General features: G+C 68.2%; 21 protein-coding genes. 9 read left to right on the top strand and 12 right to left on the bottom strand.

The features are described 5' to 3' along the window. Positions 1-253: 253 nt before the first annotated feature. The 4 genes from AC3A57_RS02250 to AC3A57_RS02235 are packed head-to-tail and all read right to left on the bottom strand — an operon-like array spanning position 254 to position 4,860. Positions 254-1,468, bottom strand: coding sequence for an AGE family epimerase/isomerase (locus AC3A57_RS02250; RefSeq protein WP_487577379.1), 1,215 nt, complete (start codon positions 1,466-1,468; stop codon positions 254-256). Between the two features lie 31 nt (positions 1,469-1,499). Further along, a complete protein-coding gene (locus AC3A57_RS02245; protein WP_487577378.1) occupies positions 1,500-2,513 on the bottom strand; it encodes a carbohydrate kinase family protein in 1,014 nt (337 codons plus the stop codon). Beyond that, complete coding sequence (gene fucP / locus AC3A57_RS02240; RefSeq protein ID WP_487577377.1) at positions 2,513-3,811, bottom strand: L-fucose:H+ symporter permease; 1,299 nt, start codon at positions 3,809-3,811, stop codon at positions 2,513-2,515. Before fucP ends, AC3A57_RS02245 begins: the two co-directional genes overlap by 1 nt. Then, positions 3,808-4,860 carry a LacI family DNA-binding transcriptional regulator gene (locus AC3A57_RS02235; RefSeq protein WP_221670312.1) on the bottom strand — a complete coding sequence of 351 codons (1,053 nt, stop codon included), beginning with the start codon at positions 4,858-4,860 and terminating at the stop codon, positions 3,808-3,810. Before AC3A57_RS02235 ends, fucP begins: the two co-directional genes overlap by 4 nt. A gap of 241 nt (positions 4,861-5,101) precedes the next feature. Here AC3A57_RS02235 and AC3A57_RS02230 point away from each other — a divergent pair, with 241 nt between their 5' ends. Further along, the gene (locus AC3A57_RS02230) at positions 5,102-7,510 is read left to right on the top strand and encodes a GH92 family glycosyl hydrolase (protein WP_487577376.1); all 2,409 of its coding nucleotides are present in this window, start codon (positions 5,102-5,104) and stop codon (positions 7,508-7,510) included. 289 nt (positions 7,511-7,799) lie between these two features. On the opposite strand, the gene AC3A57_RS02225 is transcribed toward AC3A57_RS02230, so the two are convergent. Beyond that, entirely contained in the window at positions 7,800-8,717 is a 918-nt protein-coding gene (locus AC3A57_RS02225; RefSeq protein WP_487577375.1) for a GAF domain-containing protein, read from the bottom strand. Between the two features lie 880 nt (positions 8,718-9,597). Here AC3A57_RS02225 and AC3A57_RS02220 point away from each other — a divergent pair. The 3 genes from AC3A57_RS02220 (at position 9,598) to AC3A57_RS02210 (ending at position 11,818) form a co-directional block, all read left to right on the top strand. Next, entirely contained in the window at positions 9,598-10,512 is a 915-nt protein-coding gene (locus AC3A57_RS02220; RefSeq protein WP_487577374.1) for a urate hydroxylase PuuD, read from the top strand. A 549-nt stretch (positions 10,513-11,061) separates the two neighbouring features. Next, positions 11,062-11,481, top strand: coding sequence for an Hsp20/alpha crystallin family protein (locus AC3A57_RS02215; RefSeq protein ID WP_487577705.1), 420 nt, complete (start codon positions 11,062-11,064; stop codon positions 11,479-11,481). 61 nt (positions 11,482-11,542) lie between these two features. After that, positions 11,543-11,818, top strand: coding sequence for a hypothetical protein (locus tag AC3A57_RS02210; RefSeq protein WP_487577373.1), 276 nt, complete (start codon positions 11,543-11,545; stop codon positions 11,816-11,818). Positions 11,819-11,825: 7 nt separating this feature from the next. On the opposite strand, the gene AC3A57_RS02205 is transcribed toward AC3A57_RS02210, so the two are convergent. From AC3A57_RS02205 to AC3A57_RS02190, 4 genes are all read right to left on the bottom strand, one after another. Then, positions 11,826-12,515: a phytanoyl-CoA dioxygenase family protein gene (locus AC3A57_RS02205; protein WP_487577372.1), complete on the bottom strand. Its 690-nt coding sequence runs from the start codon at positions 12,513-12,515 to the stop codon at positions 11,826-11,828. Between the two features lie 28 nt (positions 12,516-12,543). Next, positions 12,544-12,837 (bottom strand): hypothetical protein, encoded by a 294-nt coding sequence (locus AC3A57_RS02200; RefSeq protein ID WP_487577371.1) that lies wholly within the window; start codon positions 12,835-12,837, stop codon positions 12,544-12,546. Positions 12,838-13,054: 217 nt separating this feature from the next. Further along, positions 13,055-13,318, bottom strand: coding sequence for a hypothetical protein (locus AC3A57_RS02195; protein ID WP_487577370.1), 264 nt, complete (start codon positions 13,316-13,318; stop codon positions 13,055-13,057). 262 nt (positions 13,319-13,580) lie between these two features. Then, positions 13,581-14,657 carry a serine hydrolase domain-containing protein gene (locus AC3A57_RS02190; protein WP_487577704.1) on the bottom strand — a complete coding sequence of 359 codons (1,077 nt, stop codon included), beginning with the start codon at positions 14,655-14,657 and terminating at the stop codon, positions 13,581-13,583. Between the two features lie 394 nt (positions 14,658-15,051). Between AC3A57_RS02190 and AC3A57_RS02185 the strand changes: the two genes are divergently transcribed. Further along, a complete protein-coding gene (locus AC3A57_RS02185; protein ID WP_487577369.1) occupies positions 15,052-15,567 on the top strand; it encodes an N-acetylmuramidase domain-containing protein in 516 nt (171 codons plus the stop codon). A 165-nt stretch (positions 15,568-15,732) separates the two neighbouring features. Continuing rightward, positions 15,733-16,959 carry a hypothetical protein gene (locus AC3A57_RS02180; RefSeq protein ID WP_487577368.1) on the top strand — a complete coding sequence of 409 codons (1,227 nt, stop codon included), beginning with the start codon at positions 15,733-15,735 and terminating at the stop codon, positions 16,957-16,959. A gap of 54 nt (positions 16,960-17,013) precedes the next feature. Here the strand turns inward: AC3A57_RS02180 and AC3A57_RS02175 are convergent, their stop codons facing one another. The 3 genes from AC3A57_RS02175 to AC3A57_RS02165 form a co-directional block, all read right to left on the bottom strand. After that, the gene (locus tag AC3A57_RS02175; RefSeq protein ID WP_487577367.1) at positions 17,014-18,399 is read right to left on the bottom strand and encodes an MFS transporter; all 1,386 of its coding nucleotides are present in this window, start codon (positions 18,397-18,399) and stop codon (positions 17,014-17,016) included. 227 nt (positions 18,400-18,626) lie between these two features. Next, positions 18,627-19,586 (bottom strand): Rieske 2Fe-2S domain-containing protein, encoded by a 960-nt coding sequence (locus AC3A57_RS02170; RefSeq protein ID WP_487577366.1) that lies wholly within the window; start codon positions 19,584-19,586, stop codon positions 18,627-18,629. Then, positions 19,576-20,856 (bottom strand): urate hydroxylase PuuD, encoded by a 1,281-nt coding sequence (locus AC3A57_RS02165; RefSeq protein ID WP_487577365.1) that lies wholly within the window; start codon positions 20,854-20,856, stop codon positions 19,576-19,578. Before AC3A57_RS02165 ends, AC3A57_RS02170 begins: the two co-directional genes overlap by 11 nt. Before the next feature lie 528 nt (positions 20,857-21,384). Here AC3A57_RS02165 and AC3A57_RS02160 point away from each other — a divergent pair. The 3 genes from AC3A57_RS02160 (at position 21,385) to AC3A57_RS02150 (ending at position 23,369) form a co-directional block, all read left to right on the top strand. Beyond that, positions 21,385-21,627: a DUF1508 domain-containing protein gene (locus AC3A57_RS02160; protein ID WP_487577364.1), complete on the top strand. Its 243-nt coding sequence runs from the start codon at positions 21,385-21,387 to the stop codon at positions 21,625-21,627. A gap of 49 nt (positions 21,628-21,676) precedes the next feature. Then, the gene (locus AC3A57_RS02155) at positions 21,677-22,279 is read left to right on the top strand and encodes a hypothetical protein (RefSeq protein WP_487577363.1); all 603 of its coding nucleotides are present in this window, start codon (positions 21,677-21,679) and stop codon (positions 22,277-22,279) included. A 109-nt stretch (positions 22,280-22,388) separates the two neighbouring features. Further along, positions 22,389-23,369 carry a Rieske 2Fe-2S domain-containing protein gene (locus AC3A57_RS02150; RefSeq protein ID WP_487577362.1) on the top strand — a complete coding sequence of 327 codons (981 nt, stop codon included), beginning with the start codon at positions 22,389-22,391 and terminating at the stop codon, positions 23,367-23,369. Positions 23,370-23,398: the final 29 nt, after the last annotated feature.

The raw sequence follows: 23,398 nt of genomic DNA, 5'->3' as shown, positions 1-23,398 counted from the left end.
ATAAGCCGCGACAACCGCAGCGGTTCGATACCACGTTGCCTGCCGAAGCCCTGCACTGCGAGCGCTCGTGGCTGTCGGGCGCTCGGTTCGGTGCGCTTGCGTACGCCGCTTCGGCTATCGCGGCTCACGCCGCTCCTACAAGGGGGCGGCGCGGCCTCGACGGGGTGCGAACGACTATGGTTCTCTGCGCGTCCCTTGGTCGCGGCTCACGCCGCTCCTACAGAAAGCCGGTGCGCCGATACCGCCGCGAACCTCAGCGCTGCCGCAACCAGCGCAGCACTTCGTAGCAAGCGCCCATGGTGTGGTAGTCGGTCTTGCCGGCCGGGCTCTTTTCGTCGCTGTACTTGCGGTTCTCTCGATCGAGAATCCGGTACCAGGCTCCGTAGCGATGGTCGACCATGTGCTGCCAGACGTAGGCCCACAGCTTGTCGTACCACGCCCAGTACTGAGCCTCGCCGGTACGGATCGCCAGCATCGCCGCAGTCGCCAGCGATTCGGCCTGGACCCAGAAATACTTGTCGTCGTCGCAGACCGTGCCGTCCGGCGCGAAGCCGTAGCACAGCCCGCCGTGCTCGCTGTCCCAGGAACGGGCGACGGCGACGTCGAACAGGTGACGCGCGGTCGGCACCAGCCACGGCACGGTTTCGCCGCGCGCGGTGAGGTGGCGGTCGAGGATCAGCAGCAGCTTGGACCACTCGGTCTGATGGCCGGGCTGGTAGCCCCAGGGCCGGAACAAGTGCTTGGGATCGTCGCGGTGATAATCCCAGTCGATGTTCCAGTCGCGGTCGTAATGCTCCCACACCAGGCCGTCGCCCTGCGCCGCCTGGCGCTGGGTCATGTTCTGCGCCAGGGTCAGCGCGCGCTGCAGATAGCGCTCTTCGCCGGAGGCCTCGAATGCGGCCAGCATCGCCTCGCACATGTGCATGTTGGCGTTCTGGCCGCGGTAGCCGGTGAAGTTCCACTGCGCGTCGGCCTCGTCGCGGTACAGGCCGTGGGCCGGTTCCCAGAAGCGCGCTTCCAGCAGGTCCCAGGTTTCGTCCATCCACGCCGCGGCCTCGGCGATGCCGGCCTTGCGCGCGGTGGAGTAGGCCAGCAGCACGAAGGCCACGCCGTAGCAGTGGTTCATGCGGTCTTCGGCGCGGCCGTCGCGGATCGTCCAGGCATAGCCGCCGCTGGCCGGGTCGCGGTGCGCCTCGCGCAGGTAGCGCAGGCCGTGGCGGGCGCGCTCGCGATAGTCGTCGCGGCCGAACTCGACGGCCGCCATCGCGTAGTTGAAGACGAAGCGGGTGCTGCTGACCAGATGCCGGTGCGAGGCGTCGTAGACCGAGCCGTCGTCGCGGAAGTAATGGAAGAAGCCGCCGTTCGGATCCAGCGCCACCGGATCGTAGAAGGCCATGGTGTCGGCGACGTGCGCGAGCAGGGTCTCGGGCCGGCGGAAGTCGGGCAGCGGATGCGCGGGAAGATTCATGCGGGATACCGGATCGGAAGCGGGGCGGCGGTCAGGACTGTTCGCGGATCAGCCGCTCGACCTCGGCGGTGTCGGGCATGGCCGCGAACGCGCCGTGGCGGGTGGTGGCCAGCGCGCCGGCGGCCGCGGCGTAGCGCAGCGCGGCGACCAGCGCGGCTTCGTCGGCGATGAACTCGGCGAAGCCGGCCGCATCCACGCCCAGGCTGGACAGGCGCTGCAGCAGGCCGCCGACGAAGGCGTCGCCGGCGCCGGTGGTGTCGGCCGGAGCGACCCGGAAGGTCGCGACCTCGCCCTGGCGGGTGCGGGTATGCCAGCGGATCGGGGTGGCGCCGTCGGTGATCAGCACGCAGCGCGCATGGCCGTGCCACAGGCGCTGCAGCGCGGCCTCTTCGCCGCCCAAGTGGCGGGCCAGGAACTCGAACTCGCTGCCGCACAGCTTGATCAGGTCGGCCTCCAGCAGCGCCGCGATCAGACGCGGCGCCGGATCGACCTCGGCCGGCCACAGCGAAGGCCGCAGGTTCATGTCCATGCTGACCAGCGCGCCGGCCAGGCGCGCGCGGCGCATCCCGGCCAGGGTGGTCGCGGCGATGGCTTCCTCGGTCAGGCTGTTGGAGCAGACGTGGAAAATGCCCGCATCGACGAAGCCGTCGGCGCGGAAGTCGGCGTCGCGGAACAGCAAGTCGGCCGCCGGCGGGCGGTAGAAGCTGAAGCTGCGCTCGCCATCGCCGTCCAGCGAGACGAAGGCCAGCGCGGTCTTGGCCTCGCCGGTGCGGACCACGTCGCGGGTGTCCACGCCGTAGTGCTGCAACTGCGCGGCGATGAAGTCGCCGAACATGTCCTGGCCGAGCATGCCGACGAAGCGCGCCGGCGCGCCGAGCCGGGCCGCGGCCACGGCGACGTTGGCCGGCGCGCCGCCGGCGTACTCGACGAAATGGCGCGGCTCGCCCGGCGCCTTGGCCGGGCGGGCGAGGAAGTCGATCAGGGCTTCGCCGAAGCAGACGATGGCGGCGTTGCGCGATTGCGCGGGCTGCACTGCAGCAGACATCAATGCATCACTCCCGAAGCCTGGGCGCTGGCGTGCTGGCCCTGGCCGGCGCGGATGCGCGAGCCGGCGAAGCCGTACCAGACGATGAAGGCGTAACAGATCAAAGGAATTACGAACGATTGCTGGATGCCGATCCGGTCGGACAGCACGCCCTGCAGCCACGGCACCACCGCGCCGCCGACGATGCCCATGATCAGCAGGCTGGAGGCCTTGCTGGTCATCGGACCGAGCCGTTCGATGGCGATGGTGAAGATGGTCGGGAACATGATCGAGTTGAACAGGCCGATCGACAGCACCGTCCACATCGCCAGCGAGCCCTTGCTGCTCATGGTCAGCGCCAGCAGCGCCATCGCCGCGATCGCGAACAGCGCCAGCAGGCGGCGCGCGTCGAAGCGCTGCAGCAGCATCGCGCCGACGAAGCGGCCGACCATCGCCCCGCCCCAGTAGTACGCCAGGTACTCGCTGGCCTTGGCGTGGTCGATGTTGCCGATCTCCGGCGGCGAGATGTAATTGATCAGGAAGCTGCCGATCGAGACTTCGGCGCCGACGTAGAGGAAGATCGCGATCACGCCGTACAGCAGGTGTTTCTGGCTCAACACCTCGGCGAAGCTGTGGTGCACCGGGTCGGCGCTCTCGGTGGCCTCGGTCAGCGGCGGGATGCGCATGGCGTAGACGAACACCGCCAGCAACAGCAGGCAGCCGGCGATGATCATGTACGGCATCTGCACCGAGGCGGCCTCGTGGGCGCGGTAGGCGGCCTGTTCGGCGGCGCTCATCGCCGCCAGCTCGGCGGTGCCGAGCACCGCGCCGGACAGGATCAGCGGGCCGATCACGTACGGGAACACGGTGGTGCCCAGCGAATTCAGCGCCTGGGCCAGGTTCAGGCGGCTCGGCGCGCCGGCCGGATCGCCGAGCAGGCTGATGTAGGGATTGGCCGAGACCTGCAGCAGGGTGATGCCGCTGGCGAGCACGAACAGCGCGCCCAGGAACAGCGGATAGGACGGAATGCGCGCGGCCGGGAAGAACATCGCCGCGCCGATCGCGGCCACGATCAGGCCGATCACGATGCTGTTCTTGTAGCCGAACCTGGCCACCACCCGGCTGGCCGGCAGCGACATCAGGAAGTACGCGCCGAAGAAGGTCGACTGGATCAGCATCGACTGGGCGTAGTTCATCTGGAACACGGCCTTCAGATGCGGGATCAGCACATCGTTGAGGCTGGTCAGGCCGCCCCAGGTGAAGAAGATCGTGGTCACCACCGCCAGCGCGGCGGTGTAGGACATGTCGCGGCGGCTCATGCGGAAGCTCCGTTGTGCGGCAGGTGCACCTCGCTGCTGCTGCGCGCCTGCAGCCGCACCGGGGCGATGGTGTGGGCGCGCGCCATGTCCGGGTCGCGCAGGCGCTTGAGGATCAGTTCGGCGGCCTGGCGGCCGCGCGCGCGCGGGTCGACCGCGACCGTGGTCAGGGTCGGCGAGGCGACCGAGGCTTCGGGAATGTCGTCGAATCCGACCACCGCGAAATCGCCGCCGGGGCGGCGGCCGCGCGCGACCAGGCCGGCCATCAGGCCCAGCGCGACCGCGTCGTTGTAGCAGACCGCCGCGGTCGGCGCCGGATCGCGCACGAACAGCGCGCCGGTTTGCTGCGCCGCTTCCAGCCGGGTCGGCGCGCATTCCACCAGCCACTGCGGTTCCGGCTCCAGCCCGGCCTCGGCCATCGCCTCGCGATAGCCCTGGCGGCGCTGCCGGCACGAGGACGAATCGCGGTGGCCGCCGAAGAACGCGATGCGGCGGTGGCCGCGTTCGATCAGGTGGCGGGTGGCCAGGCGCGCGCCGTGGATGTTGTCCAGGGCGAGGAAATCCCAAGGCGTGCCGTCGAGTTCGCGGTTGAACACCAGCACCGGCGTGCGTTCGCCGATCTGGTTGCGCACCCGCGCGCCGTCGCTGCCCTCGGCCGGCGACAGGATGATCCCGGCCGGATCGTGCTCCATCAGCGAGGTCAGCACCGCCTGCTGGCGTTCGACCGATTCGTTGGTGCTGCCGAGCAGGGTGACGAAGCCGGCGGTGGCCAGCCATTCGTCGACGCCGGCGGCGAATTCGGCGAAGAACGGGTTGGACAGGTCGTTGATCACCAGCGCCACGCCGGTGGAGACCTTGCGCCGCAGGTTGGCCGCGCCGCGGTGATAGACGTAGCCTTGGCGCTTGAGTTCGGCTTCGACCCGGGCGCGGGTGTCGGCATGCACCAGCGGACTGCCGCGCAGCACCAGCGACACCGTCGCGCGCGACAGTCCGCAGGCGCGCGCGATGTCGGCCAGGGTGACTCGGCCACGGGGGGCGGGCGCGTCGTTCATCGTGAACACCTCGCTGCGAGGGGGGATCGAACCGAAATCATGGCTCCGGACGGCTTTTGGATCGTTCTAAATGCCGCCATCCTGCGGTCTAAGCCCCGCCGCTGCATTCTGCAATGCAGCATGAACGCGGTCGAGACGCGTGTTAGCTTGGCTTAATTTAGAACGATCTAAAAGGCCTCTGGGCCGTTTTTGCCGACCCGGACCCGTTCCTGCCGCCCAGTTCCGATACGGAGTGCCCCGGATGACCCGGCCGATCCCGTCGTCCCCCGTCCTGCCGTCCCGTCCCGCCGCGCGCCGTTGGCGCGCCGGCCTGGCCGCTGTCCTGGTCGCGGGCGCCTGCGCCGCATTCTGCGCCGGTCCCGTCCTGGCCGCCCCGGCCGGCGATGCCGGCCAGCGCGCCTACCGCGCGGTCGACCCCTTCATCGGCACCGGCGGCGAAGGCCACACCTATCCCGGCGCGACGGTCCCGTTCGGCATGGTCCAGCTCAGTCCGGACACCGAGATCAAGCCGCGCAAGGAAGCCTACGGCTGGGCCGCCGGCTACCGCCACGGCGATCCGACCATCGTCGGCTTCTCCCATACCCATTTTTCCGGCACCGGCCACTCCGACCTCGGCGACGTGCTGCTGATGCCGGTCGCCGGCGAGGTCAAGCTCGAGCGCGGCGAGGCCAAGACCCCGCGCAGCGGCTACCGCTCCGCGTTCCGCCACGACGACGAGCGCGCCGAGCCCGGCTATTACGCGGTCACTCTGGACGACTACAAGATCCGCGCCGAACTCACCGCCAGCGAACGCGTCGGCGTGCACCGCTACCGCTACCCGGCCGGGCAGAGCGCGCACGTGTTGATCGACCTGCGCACCAGCCTGTACGACTACCCGGGCAAGGTGCTGTGGTCGCGGCTGCGGCTGCGGCCCGACGGCACCGTCACCGGCTTCCGCGAAACCCGCGGCTGGGCGCCGGGCCGGCAGTTGTACTTCGCCATGCGCTTCTCGCGCCCGCTCAGCGGCCACGCCTTCCACGACACCGAGGCCGACGTCGTCTACAAGGGCTTCCCGCCGCCGGGCGAGAAAGACCCGCGCCAGCGCGCCCAGATCGAAGGCCGGCAACTGGTCGCCAGCCTCGACTTCGCCGACGCCGCGGGCCGGGACCTGATCGTCAAGCTGGCGATCTCGCCGGTCAGCGAAGACAGCGCCATCGCCAACCTCGAGGCGGAAGTGCCCGGCTTCGATTTCGACGCCGTGCGCGCGCAGGCGCGCCAGCGCTGGAGCGAGGCCTTGTCCGCGGTCGAGCTGGACGCGCCCGAGCCGCAGCGCAAGAGCTTCTACACCGCGCTCTACCACAGCCTGCTCGGCCCGACCTTGTTCATGGACGCCGACGGCCGCTACCGCGGGCCCGACAACGCCGTGCACCAGGCCGAAGGCTGGACCAACTATTCGACCTTCTCGCTGTGGGACACCTACCGCGCGCTGCATCCTCTGCTGACCCTGGTCCAGCCCGAGCGCCGCAACGCCGACTTCGTCAACTCGCTGCTCGCCGCGCGCCGCCACAGCCCTTACGGCGTGCTGCCGGTGTGGGCCTTCCACGGCCAGGAAACCTGGTGCATGGTCGGCTATCACGCGGTACCGGTGATCGCCGACGCATACCTGAAAGGCATTCGCGGCTTCGACGCCGACGAGGCCCTGCAGGCGATGGTCGCCAGCGCCGACTACGGCCCGTACGACGGCATCGCCCAATACAAGCAACTGGGCTATGTGCCGATCGACGAGGAGGGCGAGGCCGCGTCCAAGACCCTGGAATACGCCTACGACGACTGGACCATCGCACGCATGGCGGCGGCGATGGGGCGCAAGGATGTCGCCGCGAGATTCGAAAAGCGGGCCGGCAACTGGCGCCACGCCTTCGATGCGTCGACCGGCTTCATGCGCGCGCGCAAGCGCGACGGCGCCTTCCGCGAGCCTTTCGATCCCAGCGCCAGCGGCTACGGCACCGACTACACCGAAGGCAACGCCTGGCAGTACTCCTGGTACGTGCCGCAGGACGTCGCCGGCCTCGCCGCCGCGCACGGCGGCGAGCGGAAACTGATCGAGCGCCTCGACCAGGTGTTCGACGCCAAGGTCGACCCGAAGGTCTTCGCCCACATGGAAGACATCACCGGCCTGATCGGCTGGTACGCGCACGGCAACGAACCCAGCCACCACGTGGCCTATCTGTACGCCTACGCCGGCCAGCCCTGGCGCAGCCAGCAACGCCTGGCCCAGATCATGGCCAGCCAATACGCACCGCGCCCCGACGGCCTGGCCGGCAACGACGACCTCGGCCAGATGTCGGCCTGGTACGTATTCACCGCGCTCGGCTTCTACCCGGTCGCCCCCGGCAGCAACGAATACGTCATCGGCCGCCCGTTCCTGCCCAAGGCCACGCTCAACCTGCCCAACGGCAAGCGCTTCAGCATCGTCGCCGAAGGCTTGGGCGATGCGCGGCCCTACATCGGCGGCGCGACCCTCAACGGCCAGCCGCTGGACCGCGCCTACCTGCGCCACGACGAGATCCTCGCCGGCGGCGAGCTGCGCTTCGTCATGCAGGCCGAACCGGACAAGGCCTGGGCCACGGATCCGGCAGCGAGGCCCTACTCGATGAGCGCAAAACGCTGACCGGCACGCGCCGCGGTTTTCACCTGCGGCCTCGGCCTGCGCACGGGCCCGACGCGCCGGAAGCTCGCGGTCCGACGCGAAAATCGCAAGCTCGTCCCGGTTCGTTGCCGGGCCGGCGCGGAAAATCGGCGTCCGCCGTGCCGCAAGCGCGGACCGGTGAACCCTTTCGCTTACGATCGCGCGCGTTCGATGCCGATCGACGGCGCCGAGCTCTATATGGAACGGATCGGCCGGGGCGGTGCCCCGCGCACCCCGCCGGTTGCGGCGATGCGCGATCCTGGCGTCGCGCTCAGTCGGCCTGGCCGGCGCTTCGCTGGGAAAGGTTCTCGTCGGCGCGCAGGTACACCGCGATCAGCGGTTCGTCCGGCCGCGCCGCCTCGGCCGAACCCAGGTCGAAGCCGATCCCGGTGCCGGCGATCGATGCCTCGGCGACCGCCAGCAGGCGTTGCGCGCGCTCCATGGTTTCGTCGCCGCGCAGGACGACCACGATCTCCGGGCTGCCGGTCACGCGGTCGATGTAGTCGCCGGCGCGCTGGTCGATGCGCTGGTCCAGCTTGCCGATCACTTCGCCGAACAGCTTCTCCATCGTGCGCTCGCCGCGCTGGCTCACCTCGTCGGCGTAGCGGCGCACACGCGCGATCGCGACCCGGTAGCCTTCGGCGTCGTCGGCGGCGACAGCGGCCTGCGGATCCTTGGACAGGGTTTCGGCGATCTTCTCGTAATGCCGGCGACAGTCGGCCTCCATCAACGCCATGGTCACCCGCGACAGGGCCTGCATCGACCGGGCCTGGTCTTCGCTCAGCCGGCGGGGCTCGCGGTCCATCACGCAGACGGTGCCCACCGCCGAACCGTCCGAGGTCACCAGCGGCATGCCGGCGTAGAAGCGCGCGGTTCCGTCCTGGACATAGGGAAAGGACGCGAACCGGCTGTCCTTGGCCAGGTCCGCAACCTGGAATACCTTGCCCGGCTCGCGGATGGCGTGGTCGCAGACGGCGACCGAGCGCGGGGTTTCGGTCGCCGGCAGGCCGAGGTTGGCCTTGAACCACTGCCGGTCCCGGTCGACCAGCGACACCAGGGCGATCGGCGCGTCGCAGATCGACGCAGCGATGCGCACGATGTCGTCGTACAACGGGTCCGGCGGCGTATCCACCGCCTTCAGCTTGTCCAGCGAGCGTTGGCGTTGTTCTTCGTGGGTCGGTTCGTTCATGGCGATCTGCAGGTCTGTCGTCCGCATGCCTATCAAGCTGAAGCGGCCGCCGTTAGCGAGGCGCGAAAATCCGCTAAGCCGCCGAGGAAACGGGCGATTCGGCGGCCGGGCGCCCGCCGCCGTCGCTGCGGGCTGGCCGTCGCAAAAGGCTGCGCTCGCGATCGGAATTTCGTCACGGTTTTGCCGGGCCCGCAATCGGCCACCCGCATTCCGGCGTTGATCGGTCCGTCCCGCGGATCGCATCGTGCATGGTTCATGGCGCATGCGATGTTTCCCGTCGGACTTCATCGCCGAAGTTCTCGATCAGGTGCGATCCCCGCGTCGCGGCCGCTCGTCGGCGAACGATGCGGCATGGCGCCGGCCGGCTGGCGCCGCATCGCCGGCCGATGTCCGTATCGGCAGTGCGACGTCTTCGAGCTCCGATTGTTCGGCGCGGTGCGATCCGGCTCGGGGCGCTCCAGGCATGGATGATGTGCGGGTGTTTGCAGCTCGCAATGTCTAATCAAGCACATTCAAGCGGCGCTGTTGCGCGAATGAGTTCCGATGCGTAGGGGCGTCGCTTCGTCTTGTGCGTTTCCGCACAGCTTGCGCCGAGGATGCGCGCATCCTATGCCGCAGTGGCGCACGACCGAATCGGACGCTGCCGCTTGCGTAGGCGATGCGAGGTCGGAAGCATCGGTCCTGGGGGTTGCCGGAAGCGTCGTGCGATTGCGTTCGTAGGTGGGTGGAGCCTCGTCATGTTCGGTAGGGGATGGACGAGTACGCGCTCAGGGATCGACAGGGGCGATTGGATTGTGTTGTCGGCAGGACGAGCACCATGGCGCCGACAAGCGCGGCCGATGTGGGGCAGCGAACGACCGCCCAGCAGGCAGGAGGTCTTGTGATCGCGGAAGCATTGCTGGACTTGCTGGCCGACATCGCCCGCTGGCTGCACGTGCTGGCCGCGGTCGCCTGGATGGGGTTCGGTCTGTGGTTGCGGCGCCTGGCGTTCCGTGCGCGCCGGCTGGTCGGCCAGGAGGCCGAACTGGAAGTCTGGGATACGCACAGCCTGGGCTTCTGGCGAACCAGCAAGGTGGCCGTGCCGAGCGCGGCGCAGCTCGAAGGCCTGGTCTGGTCGTTCAACCAGATTCGTTGGTTGTTCGCGACCGGCCTGCTGTTGTTCGCGCTGATTTACTACCGGCAGCCGTTGGCCTATCTGGTCGCCCCTGACATCGCCGCACTGTCGGCACGCGAAGCGATCTGGCTTTCGCTGCTGGGCCTGTTCGGCGCGCCGCTGATCAACGAGGCCGTCAATCGCATCCCGCTGCGCCATCAGGGCGCGTATGTCGCCGCCTGCTGGCTGCACTTGCTGGGATGGACCTATCTGTACGCGGGCTTGTACTCGCAACACGGCGCGATGATCCAGATCGGCGCCATGCTGGGCGTGACCGTCGCCAGCAATATCCTCGGCTATCTCTACCCGGCGACCCGCGAAGCGGTGGATGCGCTGATCAAGGGCGAGCGCCCCGATCCGGACAACAAGCGCCGCTGGGACCGGCGCAACCTGCATTCCTACTTGTTGCCGGCCGTGGTGTTCCTGATGCTGTCCAGCCACATGGGCGCGATGGTTCGAAGCAACGGCCACCCCTTTCTCACCATCGCCGCGGTGCTCGCGCTCAGCACGGCCGGGCGTTGGGTGCTGGAGCAGACGCACCGCAACGGCGGCGCGATGCCGCTGTGGCTGCGGTGGGTCAGCGCGATGGCGGTGCTGGGGTCTGGCTTGGCGGGCTGGATGGCGTGGGCGATGGGCGGGTGAGCGTCCTGCTGCGCGAAGCGCACGGCGACCCGGACGCAGCGCCCGGGTCGAGCGGATGCCGCTTTCTTGAGCGCGCCTTTTGAGCCAAGCGCCGCCGATCGCGGTCGCCGCCTGCGAACCGGCGCTGTTGCGCGGCCTGCGATGTGCGATGCCGTGTCCGTCCGATGCCGCCAGCGGCCCCGCCACGTACGCCCGGGTCGAAGCCGTAACGGTGCGGCAAACGTATCCGCGCGGCAGGCGCACGCCAGCCGCACGCGGCGGCGGAAGCATCCGCCGGACAACTGCGACGTCCATCGCCTTTTCGCGCGTTGCGCCGCCGGCGAAGCGCTGCTTGCGCCGGTCCGCCGCAGGCAGCGGAATGCGCCGGCTAAATGAAAACTGAATGCTTCGCCGAAGCCCGGAGCCGACCCTTGAAACCGATCCGCTGGACCCTATCGAGGGCCGTGGACGGACAGTCCGTCCTCATTGACCAATGGAGACCTTGCCATGAACGCTATGGTTCGCAATCCCCAGTGGCCGATGCAGGGCGCGTCGAAGGGCAATGATCCGATGCGGCAGTTCATGGATCAGCTGTTCAACGATGTGCTCCTGCGCAGCACCACGAGCGACGAGTCCTCGGTCGTCACCAGCCAGTGGGTGCCGCTCGTCGACATCGTCGAGGAGAACGACAAGTTCCTCATCCTCGCCGACCTTCCCGGGGTCGATCCGAAAGACATCGACGTGCAGATGGAGAAGGGCATCCTCACCATCCGCGGCGAACGCCGCTTCGGCCGCCAGGCCGAGTCGCAGAGCTTCGCCCGCACCGAGCGCCGACACGGCTCCTTCCATCGCCGCTTCGCGCTGCCCGACAGCGCCGATCCCGAAGGCATCTCCGCTTCGGGCAGCAACGGCGTGCTGGAGATCGTGATTCCCAAACGCCCGGAAACCACGCCGCGCCGGATCCCGGTCGGTCTGGTGCACAACGCCTGAACCCAGCGCGGCCCGCCACGGCGGGCCGCGCTGTTTCCCTATCACCACGGGGACGACCGCCATGGAGCGCATCGTCGAAGAAGCGATCGCCTCGCTGCAGGCGCAGCTGGCCGCGCAGCAGCTGATGCTGCTGAGCCTGGTCAAGACCCATCCGCAACCGACCGCCTTGCTCGAGCAGTGGCGCGGCCTTTGGTCCGACGCCGCCGAGCGCAAGTCGGCGCTGCCCAGGACCAGCCGCCACAGCGACCTGGTACGCGAGCGCTGCGAGGATTTCGCCGAGCAATGGACCGCACAGCTTGTCGATGAGAGCCTGGGCCGAACCGCAGACAGCGGATGACGCCGTCTCAGCCATCGATCAGCCAACGCGCGGTGGCCATCATGCGCAGCCGCGCGCTGGCGTTGATCGACGGCGTGTGCAGCAGGCGCATGTCCATCAGATAGACGTCGCCGGCGCGGCCGCACATCTCCAGCAACTCGATGCCGAGAGGGGCCAACCGCCGTTGCAGATCGGCCGGGTCCTTCAGCAGCGCGCGCAGCCGCGCGGCCAGTGGCGGCCGGCCGGCGAGGCGATGCGATCCGGCCAGGGCCAGGGTGGCGCCGCCGTGGGCGGCGACATCGTCGATCAGGAAGAAGGCCTGGATGCCGGGCAAGCGCTCGCCGGCGGCGATGTCGACGTGCCAGTTCAGTCCCTGCAGCGTCCAGTCGCCCTGCGCCGGCGGCGACAGCAGCAGCTGCGCGTCCTGGATGGCGGCCGACGCGCGCTCGCTGAGCTGGGCGATGCGCTCGGCCAGCGCCGGCGTCATCAGTACGGACTGCAGCTGCGGCGCGCGCACCGCCGCCGAGCAGCGGCCGATCTGCTGGAACACCGGCAGCCGACGCAGCGCCACTGCCCCCTTGCCCTCGAGCAGGCATCGGGCCTGGTCATGGATCGAGCGGCGCAGCGGCGCCAGCGCCTTGGAACTGTGGAATCCTGCGAGCCGCAAGTAGCCATGCTCGCGGAAGAACGCCGACTCGGCTGGATTCGCGCGCGGCATGGCGGCCGGAACGGTGGACGGCGCGCCGCTACTTCAAGCGCAACATCGCTACCGTATAGGCCGCCAACATGCCGGCGGCGAAACCCAGCATCGGCAACGCCCGTTCGGGCCTGCCCACCGCGTGCAGCAGGCAGAAACCGATGGTCGCTACGGAGCAGATCAACAGGGTCTGGTTAAGCGACTTGGCCAGATCGTCGGGGCTGGCGTGTCCCAGGTTAGGGCGAAAAACTCCCAGAAAGCGAGGATGGGAGGCATTGACGACAAACGCGAGGGCCGATAGCAGCGCACTGAGCAGGAGCTCGCCGAGTTGGGTCAGTTCCATCGACGCATTTGTATCCGAATGAAGACCAGGGCGGGGCCGCCGCCACGAGCGCACGCTATCAGTCGTGGATGCGCCCTGACAAGTCGGGTACGAGGCGCTCGCGTGCCAAGCCTGCGCCGGCCATCGCCGCGCTTGCGGTCGCGCGCGTTCCGGATGCGAAGGCGGGACCGCGAGCGGCCCCGCCTTCGCGCGCGAGGCTTGCGCCGCAAGCCGACGCTTACATCTCGACGATCGGCCCGTTCGGGTCCGGCGGCGGCGGACAGCCGTGGCTGGGCGTGCATACCCCGATCAGCCGCCATGCGCCGGCCCGGCACTGATAGAACGAGCCCGGGTCGTACGGATGGTCGTAGGCGACCTGGAACAAGTGGCCTTCCGTCTCTGCGGTGCAGGCGTAGGTAGGCTCGGCGGCGACCGGCGAAGCCGAGCCCATCAGGGCCGCGAACAAGGCGAGCGCGGCGGTTCTGGCAATCCATCCCTTCATGCGGTTTTCCTCCGTTGAAAGCCGCCGCGATCCATCCCCGACCAGGCTGTGACGGCGCGCGCATCGCGTATCGCGACGACGCGAGCCTGCCGAAAACGGCGGCGATTTCCGGCGCGCCTGGAACGGGCGACGCTAGCACATGATGCGTCGCATCATGCGCGGGCCGGTCTGCCGGCGCCGATCGAGCGACGACGTTCGACGCGGCGGCGGCTTGCGTCGTGCAGGCGCGCGAAGCGATGGATCGACGGCGAGGCCGGCGGCGTCAACGACGGGGCGCTGTGTGCCCGGGCGGCAGATAGAACCCGGCGATCTTCGGGATGAACCGTTGCGGATTCGACCCGGCAAGATTGGTCAGCACGATCACCGCCAGGCCTTGGTCCGGATAGACGACGAATGCGGCGCGGGCGCCGCCGATGCCTGCCACCCGCCGAGGCGGCGTCGCCTGCAGCACCGGCCAGCCGAGGCCCCAGTCCGCGTCGCCGCCATCGCTGAGCTTTTCCGGCGTCCACATGCGCTGGACCGTGGACGGGTCGATCAGTCGCCCGTCCGACAACGCGACCAGCCAGCGCGACAGCTCGCCGGCCGTGGTCTGGATGCCTCCGCCCGACCACAGGCTATAGGGGATGTCGTAGAACCAATGCGACAGCCGATCGCCGTCGTCCGCGGCCAAGCTGCCGCGAGGCGAGAGGCTGTAGACCGTCGCCGCATTGGGTACCAGGTCGTAACTGTCGCCGAACGTGGTCGAAGGCATGTTCGCCACGGCGAACTGACGCTCCGCCAGGAAGCGTTCGAAGGGCCGATGGGTCAGCCGGGTCACGATCTGCGCCAGCAGGCCGTAGTTGGTCTGGTTGTAGGCGAATCGTTCGCCCGCCGGCGCTTCCAGCGGTCGCTGCTTGACCGCCGTCCAGGCTTGCGACTCGGTGCCTCCTCCCACCAACCCGTCGCCGTCGACGATGTCGGGTAGGCCGGAAGTATGGCCGAGCAATTGGCGCACGCGGATCTCGCGCCAGGCGAGCGGCAGATCGTCCAGATAGCGCGAGATCGGAGCATCCAGCTCCACCCGCCGATCGGCGACCAGTTGCATCAGCGCCACCCCGGTGAAGGGCTTGGTCGCGGAATTGATCGGGAACAGCGTCGTATCGTTCACCGGGACGCGGTTCTCGACATTGGCGAAGCCATGGCTCTCCGACAGCACGACCCGCCCGTCGCGAATGACCGCGACTTGCAGCCCCGGTATCCGCTGCTCCTGCATGGTCTGGCGGATGAACCGGCGGGCCTTGCTGTTGGCCTCGTCCAAGGCGTCGGCCGCGGACGCCAGGCACGGCACCGTCATCAGGATCGCAACAAAGAACGCGGCGGCAGGTTTCGTTCCAGACAGCATGCGGGCTTCCCTTGGGTGGTATTGGGCCGTCTTTGCGACGGCCTGTGTGCGATGCGTTTCGGCGGCGAAGGGTTTAAGGCGCCATCGAAGCAAGGGCTGGCCGAGGCCGCTCCCGGTCCAAGAGCGCGACAGATCCATGGGAAAGTGCCATGCCCCGATTTCCCGCTTGCCGTTCCTTGGCTTATGCGGTTCACGAGTCGGGCGTTGCTGCGTTGAACGCAAGCAGAGGCGACCCACGGCATCGGCCGCCGGCCTGCTGCGCGTCTGGCTTCGATGTGCGGGCCGTCCTCGGCCGTCCGTGCCGCTATCGCGGCCCGCCCTTCGCATCGACCTCATCCAGGTGAAGATTGAAATGAATCGGGTCATCTCGACGCAGGCGTGGAAAACCTTGGCGCAGTCGCTGGGCGTGGACGAAGCCGGCCTGAGAGCTGCGGCCGAGGTCGAGTCCTCGGCCAGCGGATTCGTGCGGCCGCCTTCGCAACTGCCCAAGATCCTTTCCGAAGGCCACGTGTGGCCTCGCCAGGCCAAGGGGCGCTTCGACGCAAGCCATCCCGAGCTGAGCTATCCGCATTGGGACCGAAGCAAGTACTCCGGCTCGGTGGCCGGCGAGTGGCGGCGGCCGGACGCCGCCAGCGCTCTGGATCGCGTGGCCGCCTTGGAGTCCGCGAGTAGGGGCGCGTTTCAGATCATGGGCTTCACCTACGGAATATGCGGATTCGACGACGTCGAAGCCTTCGTCGCCGCGCACAAGCAAAGCGCCGACGCCCGGTTGGCCGCCTTCTCCCGCCTCATCGCGCACCCGAAGCCGATCCGCAGGTTGCGGGGCAAAGACCGGAAGGGTTTCGCGGCCACGCACAACGGGCTGTAGTTCTCCGGGAAGTTCTGCGACTCCAAGCTCGCCGCGGCCCATTCGCGATTCTGCATGCGGAGCGCACGGCCGTATCGGGTGGACAGCGGGGGGCTTCTTCACGGACCAGCGAAGCGAACGATCATGTCGAACAGAGCCTGGAGCTGTTTCGTACTTGCGCCAGTGTTGGCGCTGATGATCTTGGGCGAGGCATCCGCCGCGGCAGGGGAGCAGGCTTCCGATGCGCAGGCCGCGGCGGCGTACGGCGATGCCATGATCATTCCGGATCCGGCCGGCTCCGCGGCGGTGTCGCTTTCGGCTCCGAAAGTGTCCGGCGTCGATGGAGAGCTTCAGCTCGACGCTATCGCCGAGGTCACGATCGACAACTTGAGGGAGTGGTCGGCCGATCACGATCCCGCGAAGCTCGTTCCCTTCATCGACGGCCGGGCGATTCGCGGCAACTACCCGGAGGAAATACACCCGCGCGAGGGGCGGGTCTACTTCCACCTGAAGATCACGCCGGACAACCGGGAGCTCTGGACGGACTTGCTGGGCGCGCCGGAAAGCATCCGGCGGCCGGTGAGGTTCAGCGTCGGCCTGGAGGACCATTCGCCATTCGACACCGTCTACGACAAAAGCAATCCGATCCAGATGACGATCGTGTCTCCCGCCTGGGGAGCGGTCGCGACCGTCGTCGCTTTGGTCACCCTGGTGCTGTTCGTGCGCCTCGCCCGGAAAACCAACATCGTTCGCGACCCGGGCCCCAATCCGGCCGACGGGAGAGCCAAAGCCTATAACCTGGGGCGCACCCAGATGGCCTTCTGGTTCTTTCTTGTCTACGTCTCCTACCTGGTGATCTGGCTGATCACCGACATGCTGGATACGATCACGCCGTCGCTGCTGGGTCTGATGGGGATCAGCGCCGCAACCGCGCTGAGCGAGGCCTTGATCGACTCCGGCAAGGAAACGGCGCGATCGGAGCAGCGGCGGGCGCTTCTGGCGCAGCGCCAGACGATGGAGCAGGCCGTCGCCGACTTGCAGTCCCAGTGCGCGGATGGCGGCTCCACGACTGCGATGCCGTCCGGCGACCTCGCCAGCCGCGACAGCATCGGCGAGCAGATTCAGGAGGGCAGGGCGCAGCTGGACCAGGCGGATCGCTGCCTCTCGACGCTGGAATCGACAAGGCCGGCTCGCGCGACGCGCGGATTCCTTCGCGACGTCATGGCCGACCGGCATGGCTATTCCTTCCATCGATTTCAGATCTTCGCCTGGACGATCGTGCTCGGCATCATGTTCTTGTCGTCCGTATACAACAGCCTGGCCATGCCGGAGTTCAGCGCCACATTGCTGGGGCTGATGGGGCTGAGTTCCGGTACCTATATCGGATTCAAGTTTCCCGAGCAGCAGGAATAGTGTTCGAGGGGGCCGCCTGATGGGGCGCAGCTATCGGGCCGCGATCAGCGTCGGCTACTTCGCCTCGCGGCTGCCGCCGCCGTCGACCAAACGGGCGCCCGACCAGGCCTGCAGCACAGGCAGGATCACCATGAGGCCCATCGCGCCGACCACGCCCTGTAATCCTTCGCCGTCGGAGAACCAGCTTATCGTCGCGGCGATAGCTACGGCGCCCAGGGCTCCGCTCACGCGTTGTACGATGTTGATCAAGGTGGCGGCCGCGCCGATGTCCCTTCGATCCACCGCGGCATACGCCGCTGTGATGGCCGGGTTCTGCGTCCAGGCCAGTCCGATGCCGCGGACGAACATCAGTGTTGCGGCGACGGTCGCCGGCACGCTGGCGAGGGCGAACGGCAAGGCGGACGCCGTCAGCATGGCAGCGCCGGCCAGCACCGCCGGACGCGGTCCGCGGCGGTCCACGAACTTTCCGGCGAGGTACAGCGACGAGGCGGTGCCGGCGCCCATGAACATCAGCATCGCGCCGATCTGCGCGTGGCTCATGCCTTGGCCGGCGTGGAAGTACAGCGGAAACAGCACCAGTCCGCCGAACAAGTTGGCGCTATTGCTTACGCCGAGCCAGGAAGACACGCGGAACTGCCTGTTCCGCAGCAGCTGCACCGCGACCAGCGGCGAGGAGCTGGCGCGAGCGATCGCGACGAAAACGCAGAGCAACGCCAGTCCGCCGCCGAGGGCGGCCCAACCCTGCTCGCAGGGATGTCGAACGACGACTTGCGAAGCGCCGTACAAGGCCATCGGCAATCCGACGACGATGAGCAGCAGCTGGCCCACCGGTAGCCGGATGTCCCGCCGCGCTTCGCCGCTCGGCATGACTTTCGCCGCGCAGGCCGCAGCGATCGCTCCCAGGGGAACGTTGATCCAGAACAGGCTGCGCCATGAGCCGACCTCGATCAGCCAGCCCCCCAGGCCGGGGCCGATCGCGGTGGCCAGGCTGATCAAGGTGCCGACCACGCCGAATACGCGCCCGAGCTGATCGCGGTCGGCGGCGCCCACCAGCATGGCCTGGCCGGAAGGCAGCATGATGCCGGCCGCCAATCCTTGCGCGATGCGCGAGACGATCAGCGCGTCCAGGCCGTTGGCGAACGCACAGCCCAGGGACGCCGCAACGAAGGCGAGCATCGCGATGCCCCATAGCCGTCCATGCCCGAAGCGCGCGCCGAACCACGCCGACGCGGGCAACGAGACCGCAATGGCGATCAGGTAGCTGGACACCACCCAGTGTGCCTGTGCCACAGGCGCATCGAGCTCGGCCTGGATGGAGACCAGGGCGAGGCCGGCGAGGGTGGCGTCCAGCATCACCAGCATGGCGCCCGTGCCGGTCAACAGCCCGATCGACCAAACCCGCCCAGGCAATCGGGCGGAGCCGATGCCCTCAAGGGACATGCGGCGGCCTCGACGGCCGATGGCTTCGGCGCCCGCCGGCCGTAGCCGGAATCGAAGCCGAAACGGCTACGGCGGTTGTCCAGCGCAACCGGCGAGACATTGCGATTGCCGGAGGGATCAGAACGCCTGCCATGCTTGTTCTCGATTGCCTGTCCGCTGGTCGCTGGCTTGTCCGAATGATCCGTTCGCCGAATCCCGAGGCCAGCTTTCGTTAGCCGATGCCCGCGCTATGCGATCGACAGCCCCATTCGGCGCAACAGCCTTCGGTAGTGCACCGAGGCGAGATCCGCGGCGAACGAGGCTTCTTCGGCGTCCAAGGGCAGATAGCGTGGAATCTGGTTCTCGACCATTCGCCGGTCCTCGGCGAAGATGCGTGCGTTGAACGCCTTGACTGCGTCGTCGTCGCCCAGGTCGAGATCGAAGCGCACCGGAGAGAACAGCACGGTTCGATCGGCCGCCGCCGGGCTCGCGCCGTTGAGGATGTTCAGGCGGCCGTCCGGGAAATGCACGGTCAAATGCGCCAGGTAGGGAAAGCGGACGTCGAAGCTGCGGCGCCAGATGAAATCGTCGGCGGCCATGCCGCTGCCGACGGCATAGTTGGAGACGGTGCTGCAGTAATCGAAACGCAGGCCGTGCTCGTCGACCTGGACGCTGTACGCGGGCACCGCGGGGTTGCCCGGATCGGCGAACGTAGCGCTGTGGACGTGGGCGAAGTGGGCGACGTCGATGAAACCCTCTACCTGCCGGCCGGCGCTGGCGGCGATCGGCACCGGATCGGGGGCGACCGTGCGGAACGCCGGGTCGTCCCAGTCCGGTCCGAGTTCGGGAAACGGGGCGGGGACCTCGCCCAGGCTGGTCCAGATCAGGCCGTAGCGCTCCACCGCCGGATAGGTGGCGAGTTGGAACCGTTGCGTCGGCGCCAGTTGCGGGTGCGCCGGCACCTTCATGCACCGCCCTTGCTGGTCGAACGACAAGCCGTGATAGGGGCAGACCAGGGATCCGTCGCGGCACTCGCCCAGGCTCAGGCGCATGCCGCGATGCGGGCAGCGGTCGGCCGCGACGACGATCTGTGCGCCGGACCGGTACAGCACCAGCGGTTGCTCCAGCAACTGCGCGCTGACCGGTCGCTCGCGGACGTCTTCGCTGCGCGCGATCGGGTACCAGTGCGGCAACAGCTCAGCGCGCATGATCGGCCGCCCACTGGGTCAGCGCCTTGCGCTCGTCCGGCTGCATGTCGGTGGCGTTGCCCGGCGGCATGCGTCCGCTCTGCACCACGGCGGCGATCAGGCCGGCGTAGACCGGCAGGGTGTCGCGGGTGAAAACGATCCCGCGCGGCGGCGAGGCCATGCCGGGAAAGCTCGGTTGCGCCGCATGGCAGGCGGAACAGCGGCGCTGGACGATCGCATCGGGCCGCAACGGGAACGCGGCCGGCTCGACGGGCGCCGCGGCCGGCGCCGCGGGCGCGCCGGCGATTGCGGTTGGGGGGCGGGCGGCCGGAGCCGCGGCCGGTGGATGCGGGTGCGCGAGCGGCACCGCGCGATCGGAGCCGGTCTGCATCGCCGCCAGCAAGGTCAGCCCCAGTCCCAGGCCGACGGCCATGGCCGCGGCGACCCAGCGAAAAGGCGTCGGCATGACACCGTCGTTGCGATGGACGACATCCAGCAGCCAGCGCGCCGCGATACTGACGGCCAGTACGACGGCGATGGTAAGGAAGGCGTGGCCGTTGGCCCTGACCACGCTGCCCATGTGGCTGGACAGCATCAGAAAGACCACCCCGGGCGCGACGAAAGAATGCAGGCCGCGGCGGTCCCAATGCAGCTTGTCGATCGGGTCGGGCTTGTGCCCCTGCAGTGCCGCGTCGGCCGCCTTGCGCATCCTCGGGTACAGAAACCACAGCACGTTCGAGGCGATGACCACGCCGATCATGGCGCCTATCTGGATCATCGCGCCGTGTTGCGAAAACAGGTTCGCGTACACCCAGGTCCAGCCCAGCGCATGAGCGATGCTGGCGGCCAGGTAGGCGGCGCGGCGGCGGATCGGGATGCGGTTGACGATCTCGTTGATCACCGGGGCGCCGACCAGGCCCAGCATCGAAGCCATGACCGCTTCGCGGCCCGACAACTGGGCGATGTTCGGATCGACCAGGTAAGCCAGCGGCTGGCGATAGTAGATCAGGCAGAACAGGGCGATGCCGCTGGCGACCAGGGTGCGCATCTGGTTGAACGACCACACCAGGCCCTCCAGTTCGGCCGGCGTCGGCGCAGCGATCTTGCTGGTGCGCCAGAACGAGAGGCTGTGGGTGTCCCAGACCTCCAGCTCGGCCCGCTCGTCCAGCAGCGGCTTGGCCCGCAGAGTCAGGCGCCGTACCCACAGGCCGCCCCCCAGCCAGGCGAACGCAGCGAGCACGTGCAGCCAGCGCGTGGCGTCGGCCAGCAAGTCCAATAGCGTGTTCAACATTCCCTGTACTCCTCGACTTCAGTCGCTTCCATTGCCGAGCCGACGGCGGGCCGACGGCACGCGGACGAGCCGGGCCAGCGACCGACCTGGGCGGTTCCATGAGCGAGGCGAACCCGAGCCGCCGCAATCCGCTCGCTGGCCGAGAGTCCAACGAGCTAGGAGACGGTTCGAGGCCATCTACTTTGCGGCCCCGTAGCAAGGCAACGAAGGATCGCTGCTTCCAGCGGCGCATGCACGGCATCGCGTTGCATGGAGCAGCCGCATCGGTCGTCGTTCATCCCATTCTGTCCGCGCCGAATTTCTGGTTCGCAACGCTATCAGTGCGGGGTGGCGTCGCATCTGTGCGCAGTTGCGCATATCGCTCGATGCTCACCATCGTTCACGCATCGCGTGCAGGCGAGAGCGGCGGTTTGGTGATCGGTAATGTGCTTTTTTGGCGCTTGCTGCGGATCGGCAATGTGCCGAGTGGAGCTTGGCCGCCGCAGCCGTCGTGCCTCGTTGAGGCTGATGAGTCCAGGAGCGACCGCGATGCTCGGCAAGCCGCATTTTGAGATCTATCGGGAAGGCATGAAGGCGTGCGGCGGGCGATCGGAATCGAACGCTTTTCTGGCCGGCTCATTGACCGATGGGCAATGGCGTTGGCGGTTGATCGACGCGAACGGCGAGTCGATCGCTTATGGAAGGCCTTGCTTCGACAAGGAAGCGATGATGCGGACCATCCGCGCGATCGCGGACCTGCAGGATGCGGAGGTGCGGGAGGTCGACGATTGACGAATCGTCGGCCCGGGTTCGATCCGCTTAAGGGGGGAACAGAAGCACCATGGCAATTCACGTCACTTATCACCCGTTCTCAGCGGTGGACGTGGGCGGTCTATACCTCGGACCCATCGGCCGCGACGCGGCGATCGAGGGCTTGGCGCTGGCGCTGGGGTTGAATGCGGACGGCTCGACCCAGCTGAAAGTCCTGCTGGCGCGCGGTGGCCGCGACCGTCCCGAGGGCATGAGCCTGCATCAGGCGCACCTGCACAACCTGGCCAGAGTATCGGAGCTGTTATGCAACCGCTGGTACACGAGCGACTGCCGCTTTTCCGCGTTGTCGGCGCTTGCCGATTTCGGCCGATACATCGCCGACGCGCGCAGTCCGCCGCCGGGCAGCGGCGTTCGCGAAGGGAGTTCGCAGGCGGGTTGCGCGTCCTGTGCCGACCGGATCGTGCTGTTGAGCTGCGAAGCGCTGAAGCGGTTGCGTGCCGATTGCGCCGAGCGCGCAATGCTGCGGTCCCGGCTGGCCGGCGAATTCCGGCGCGGTTGGCTCGAGGTTTTCTGGGCGGCGGCGGACTATGCCATCGCGCACGACCGCAGCCTGATCGAAGCGGTGAACCTGGTGCGTCCGGATCTGCTCGCGCCTTCGCCACTGATGGCGTAGTGCTTGGCTACGGCCGGCGCCGGGAACGGCGGCTGCGGCCCAGGCCTGCGGCCTCGCCCGGCCGTTCGGGCGCTCGGCAGGTAGACGGTCGTACGGACATGGAGGGCGTATGAGCTATCCGCAGGAGATCTTCGACTATTACTACCCGATCGCCCGGTTGCAGGACCTGGAGGCTGCCGCGGCCGCGGGCAAGCCGCTGGCGGCGGTACTGCTCGGCAAGCCGTTGGTGATCTACAAGTTCGACGGTGAAGTCGTGGTCGCCGACGATCGCTGCCCGCATCGCGGCGAAACGCTGTCCTCGGGCGCGGTAAGCGAGGCCGGACTGCAGTGCCCTTACCACGGCCTGCAATTCGCCGGCCTGGGCGCATGCAGCCGAATCCCGGCGCATCCGCAACTGCAGAGCCTCAGGCGGTTCGACCTGCGCCCCTATCCGACGGTCGAGTCCCACGGGCTGCTCTGGACCAGTCTGGGAGTCGGCCCGTTCTATGAGCTCGGGCCGGGGCAGGAGAGCGAGAGCCGGCGGCGGGTGGTGGCGCCGCCGGTGCAGGTGAACGCCTCCGCGGGCCGCCAGGTCGAAGGCTTCATGGACATCGCCCACCTGCCGTTCGTGCACCGCGCGACCTTCAGCGAATGCACCGTCGAGCCGATGCCTGCGTACCAGGTCGATGCGTTCCAGGGAGGCTTCAGATTCGAGTACAGCAGCTCGCTCGGAAACTATCCGTTCGGCCACGAATCGCCCAAGGACTTCGTCTGGCGCCGCGCCTACACCATCCACGCGCCATTCATCGCCGTCCTGGACATCTACTTCCCCGAGGGGCGGTTCACCATCTTCAACTGCGCATCTCCGGTCGGCGAAGACCAATGCGTCTGGTTCTACCCCATCGTGTTCGACCGGGCCCTGAGCCTGGGCCCGGACGAGGAGGTCAACGCGTTCTCGCAACAGGTGCAGAAGGACGATCTGAGCGTGGTGGAGAGGCAACGGCCCAGGTACATCGATCTGGAAGGCGACTTTGAGCAATCCTTCGGCGCCGACTTGGCGTCGGTGGCTTACAGGAAGATGTTGCGGGGCCTGGGCTTGACTAAAGCGTGAGCGTCCGCGCGTGGTCGGGCTGTCGAAAA

This window comes from Lysobacter sp. Soil_C_15 (assembly GCF_057657315.1).
The sequence above is the reverse complement of the archived record's forward strand: the minus strand, read 5'-3'. Positions and strand labels throughout refer to the sequence as shown.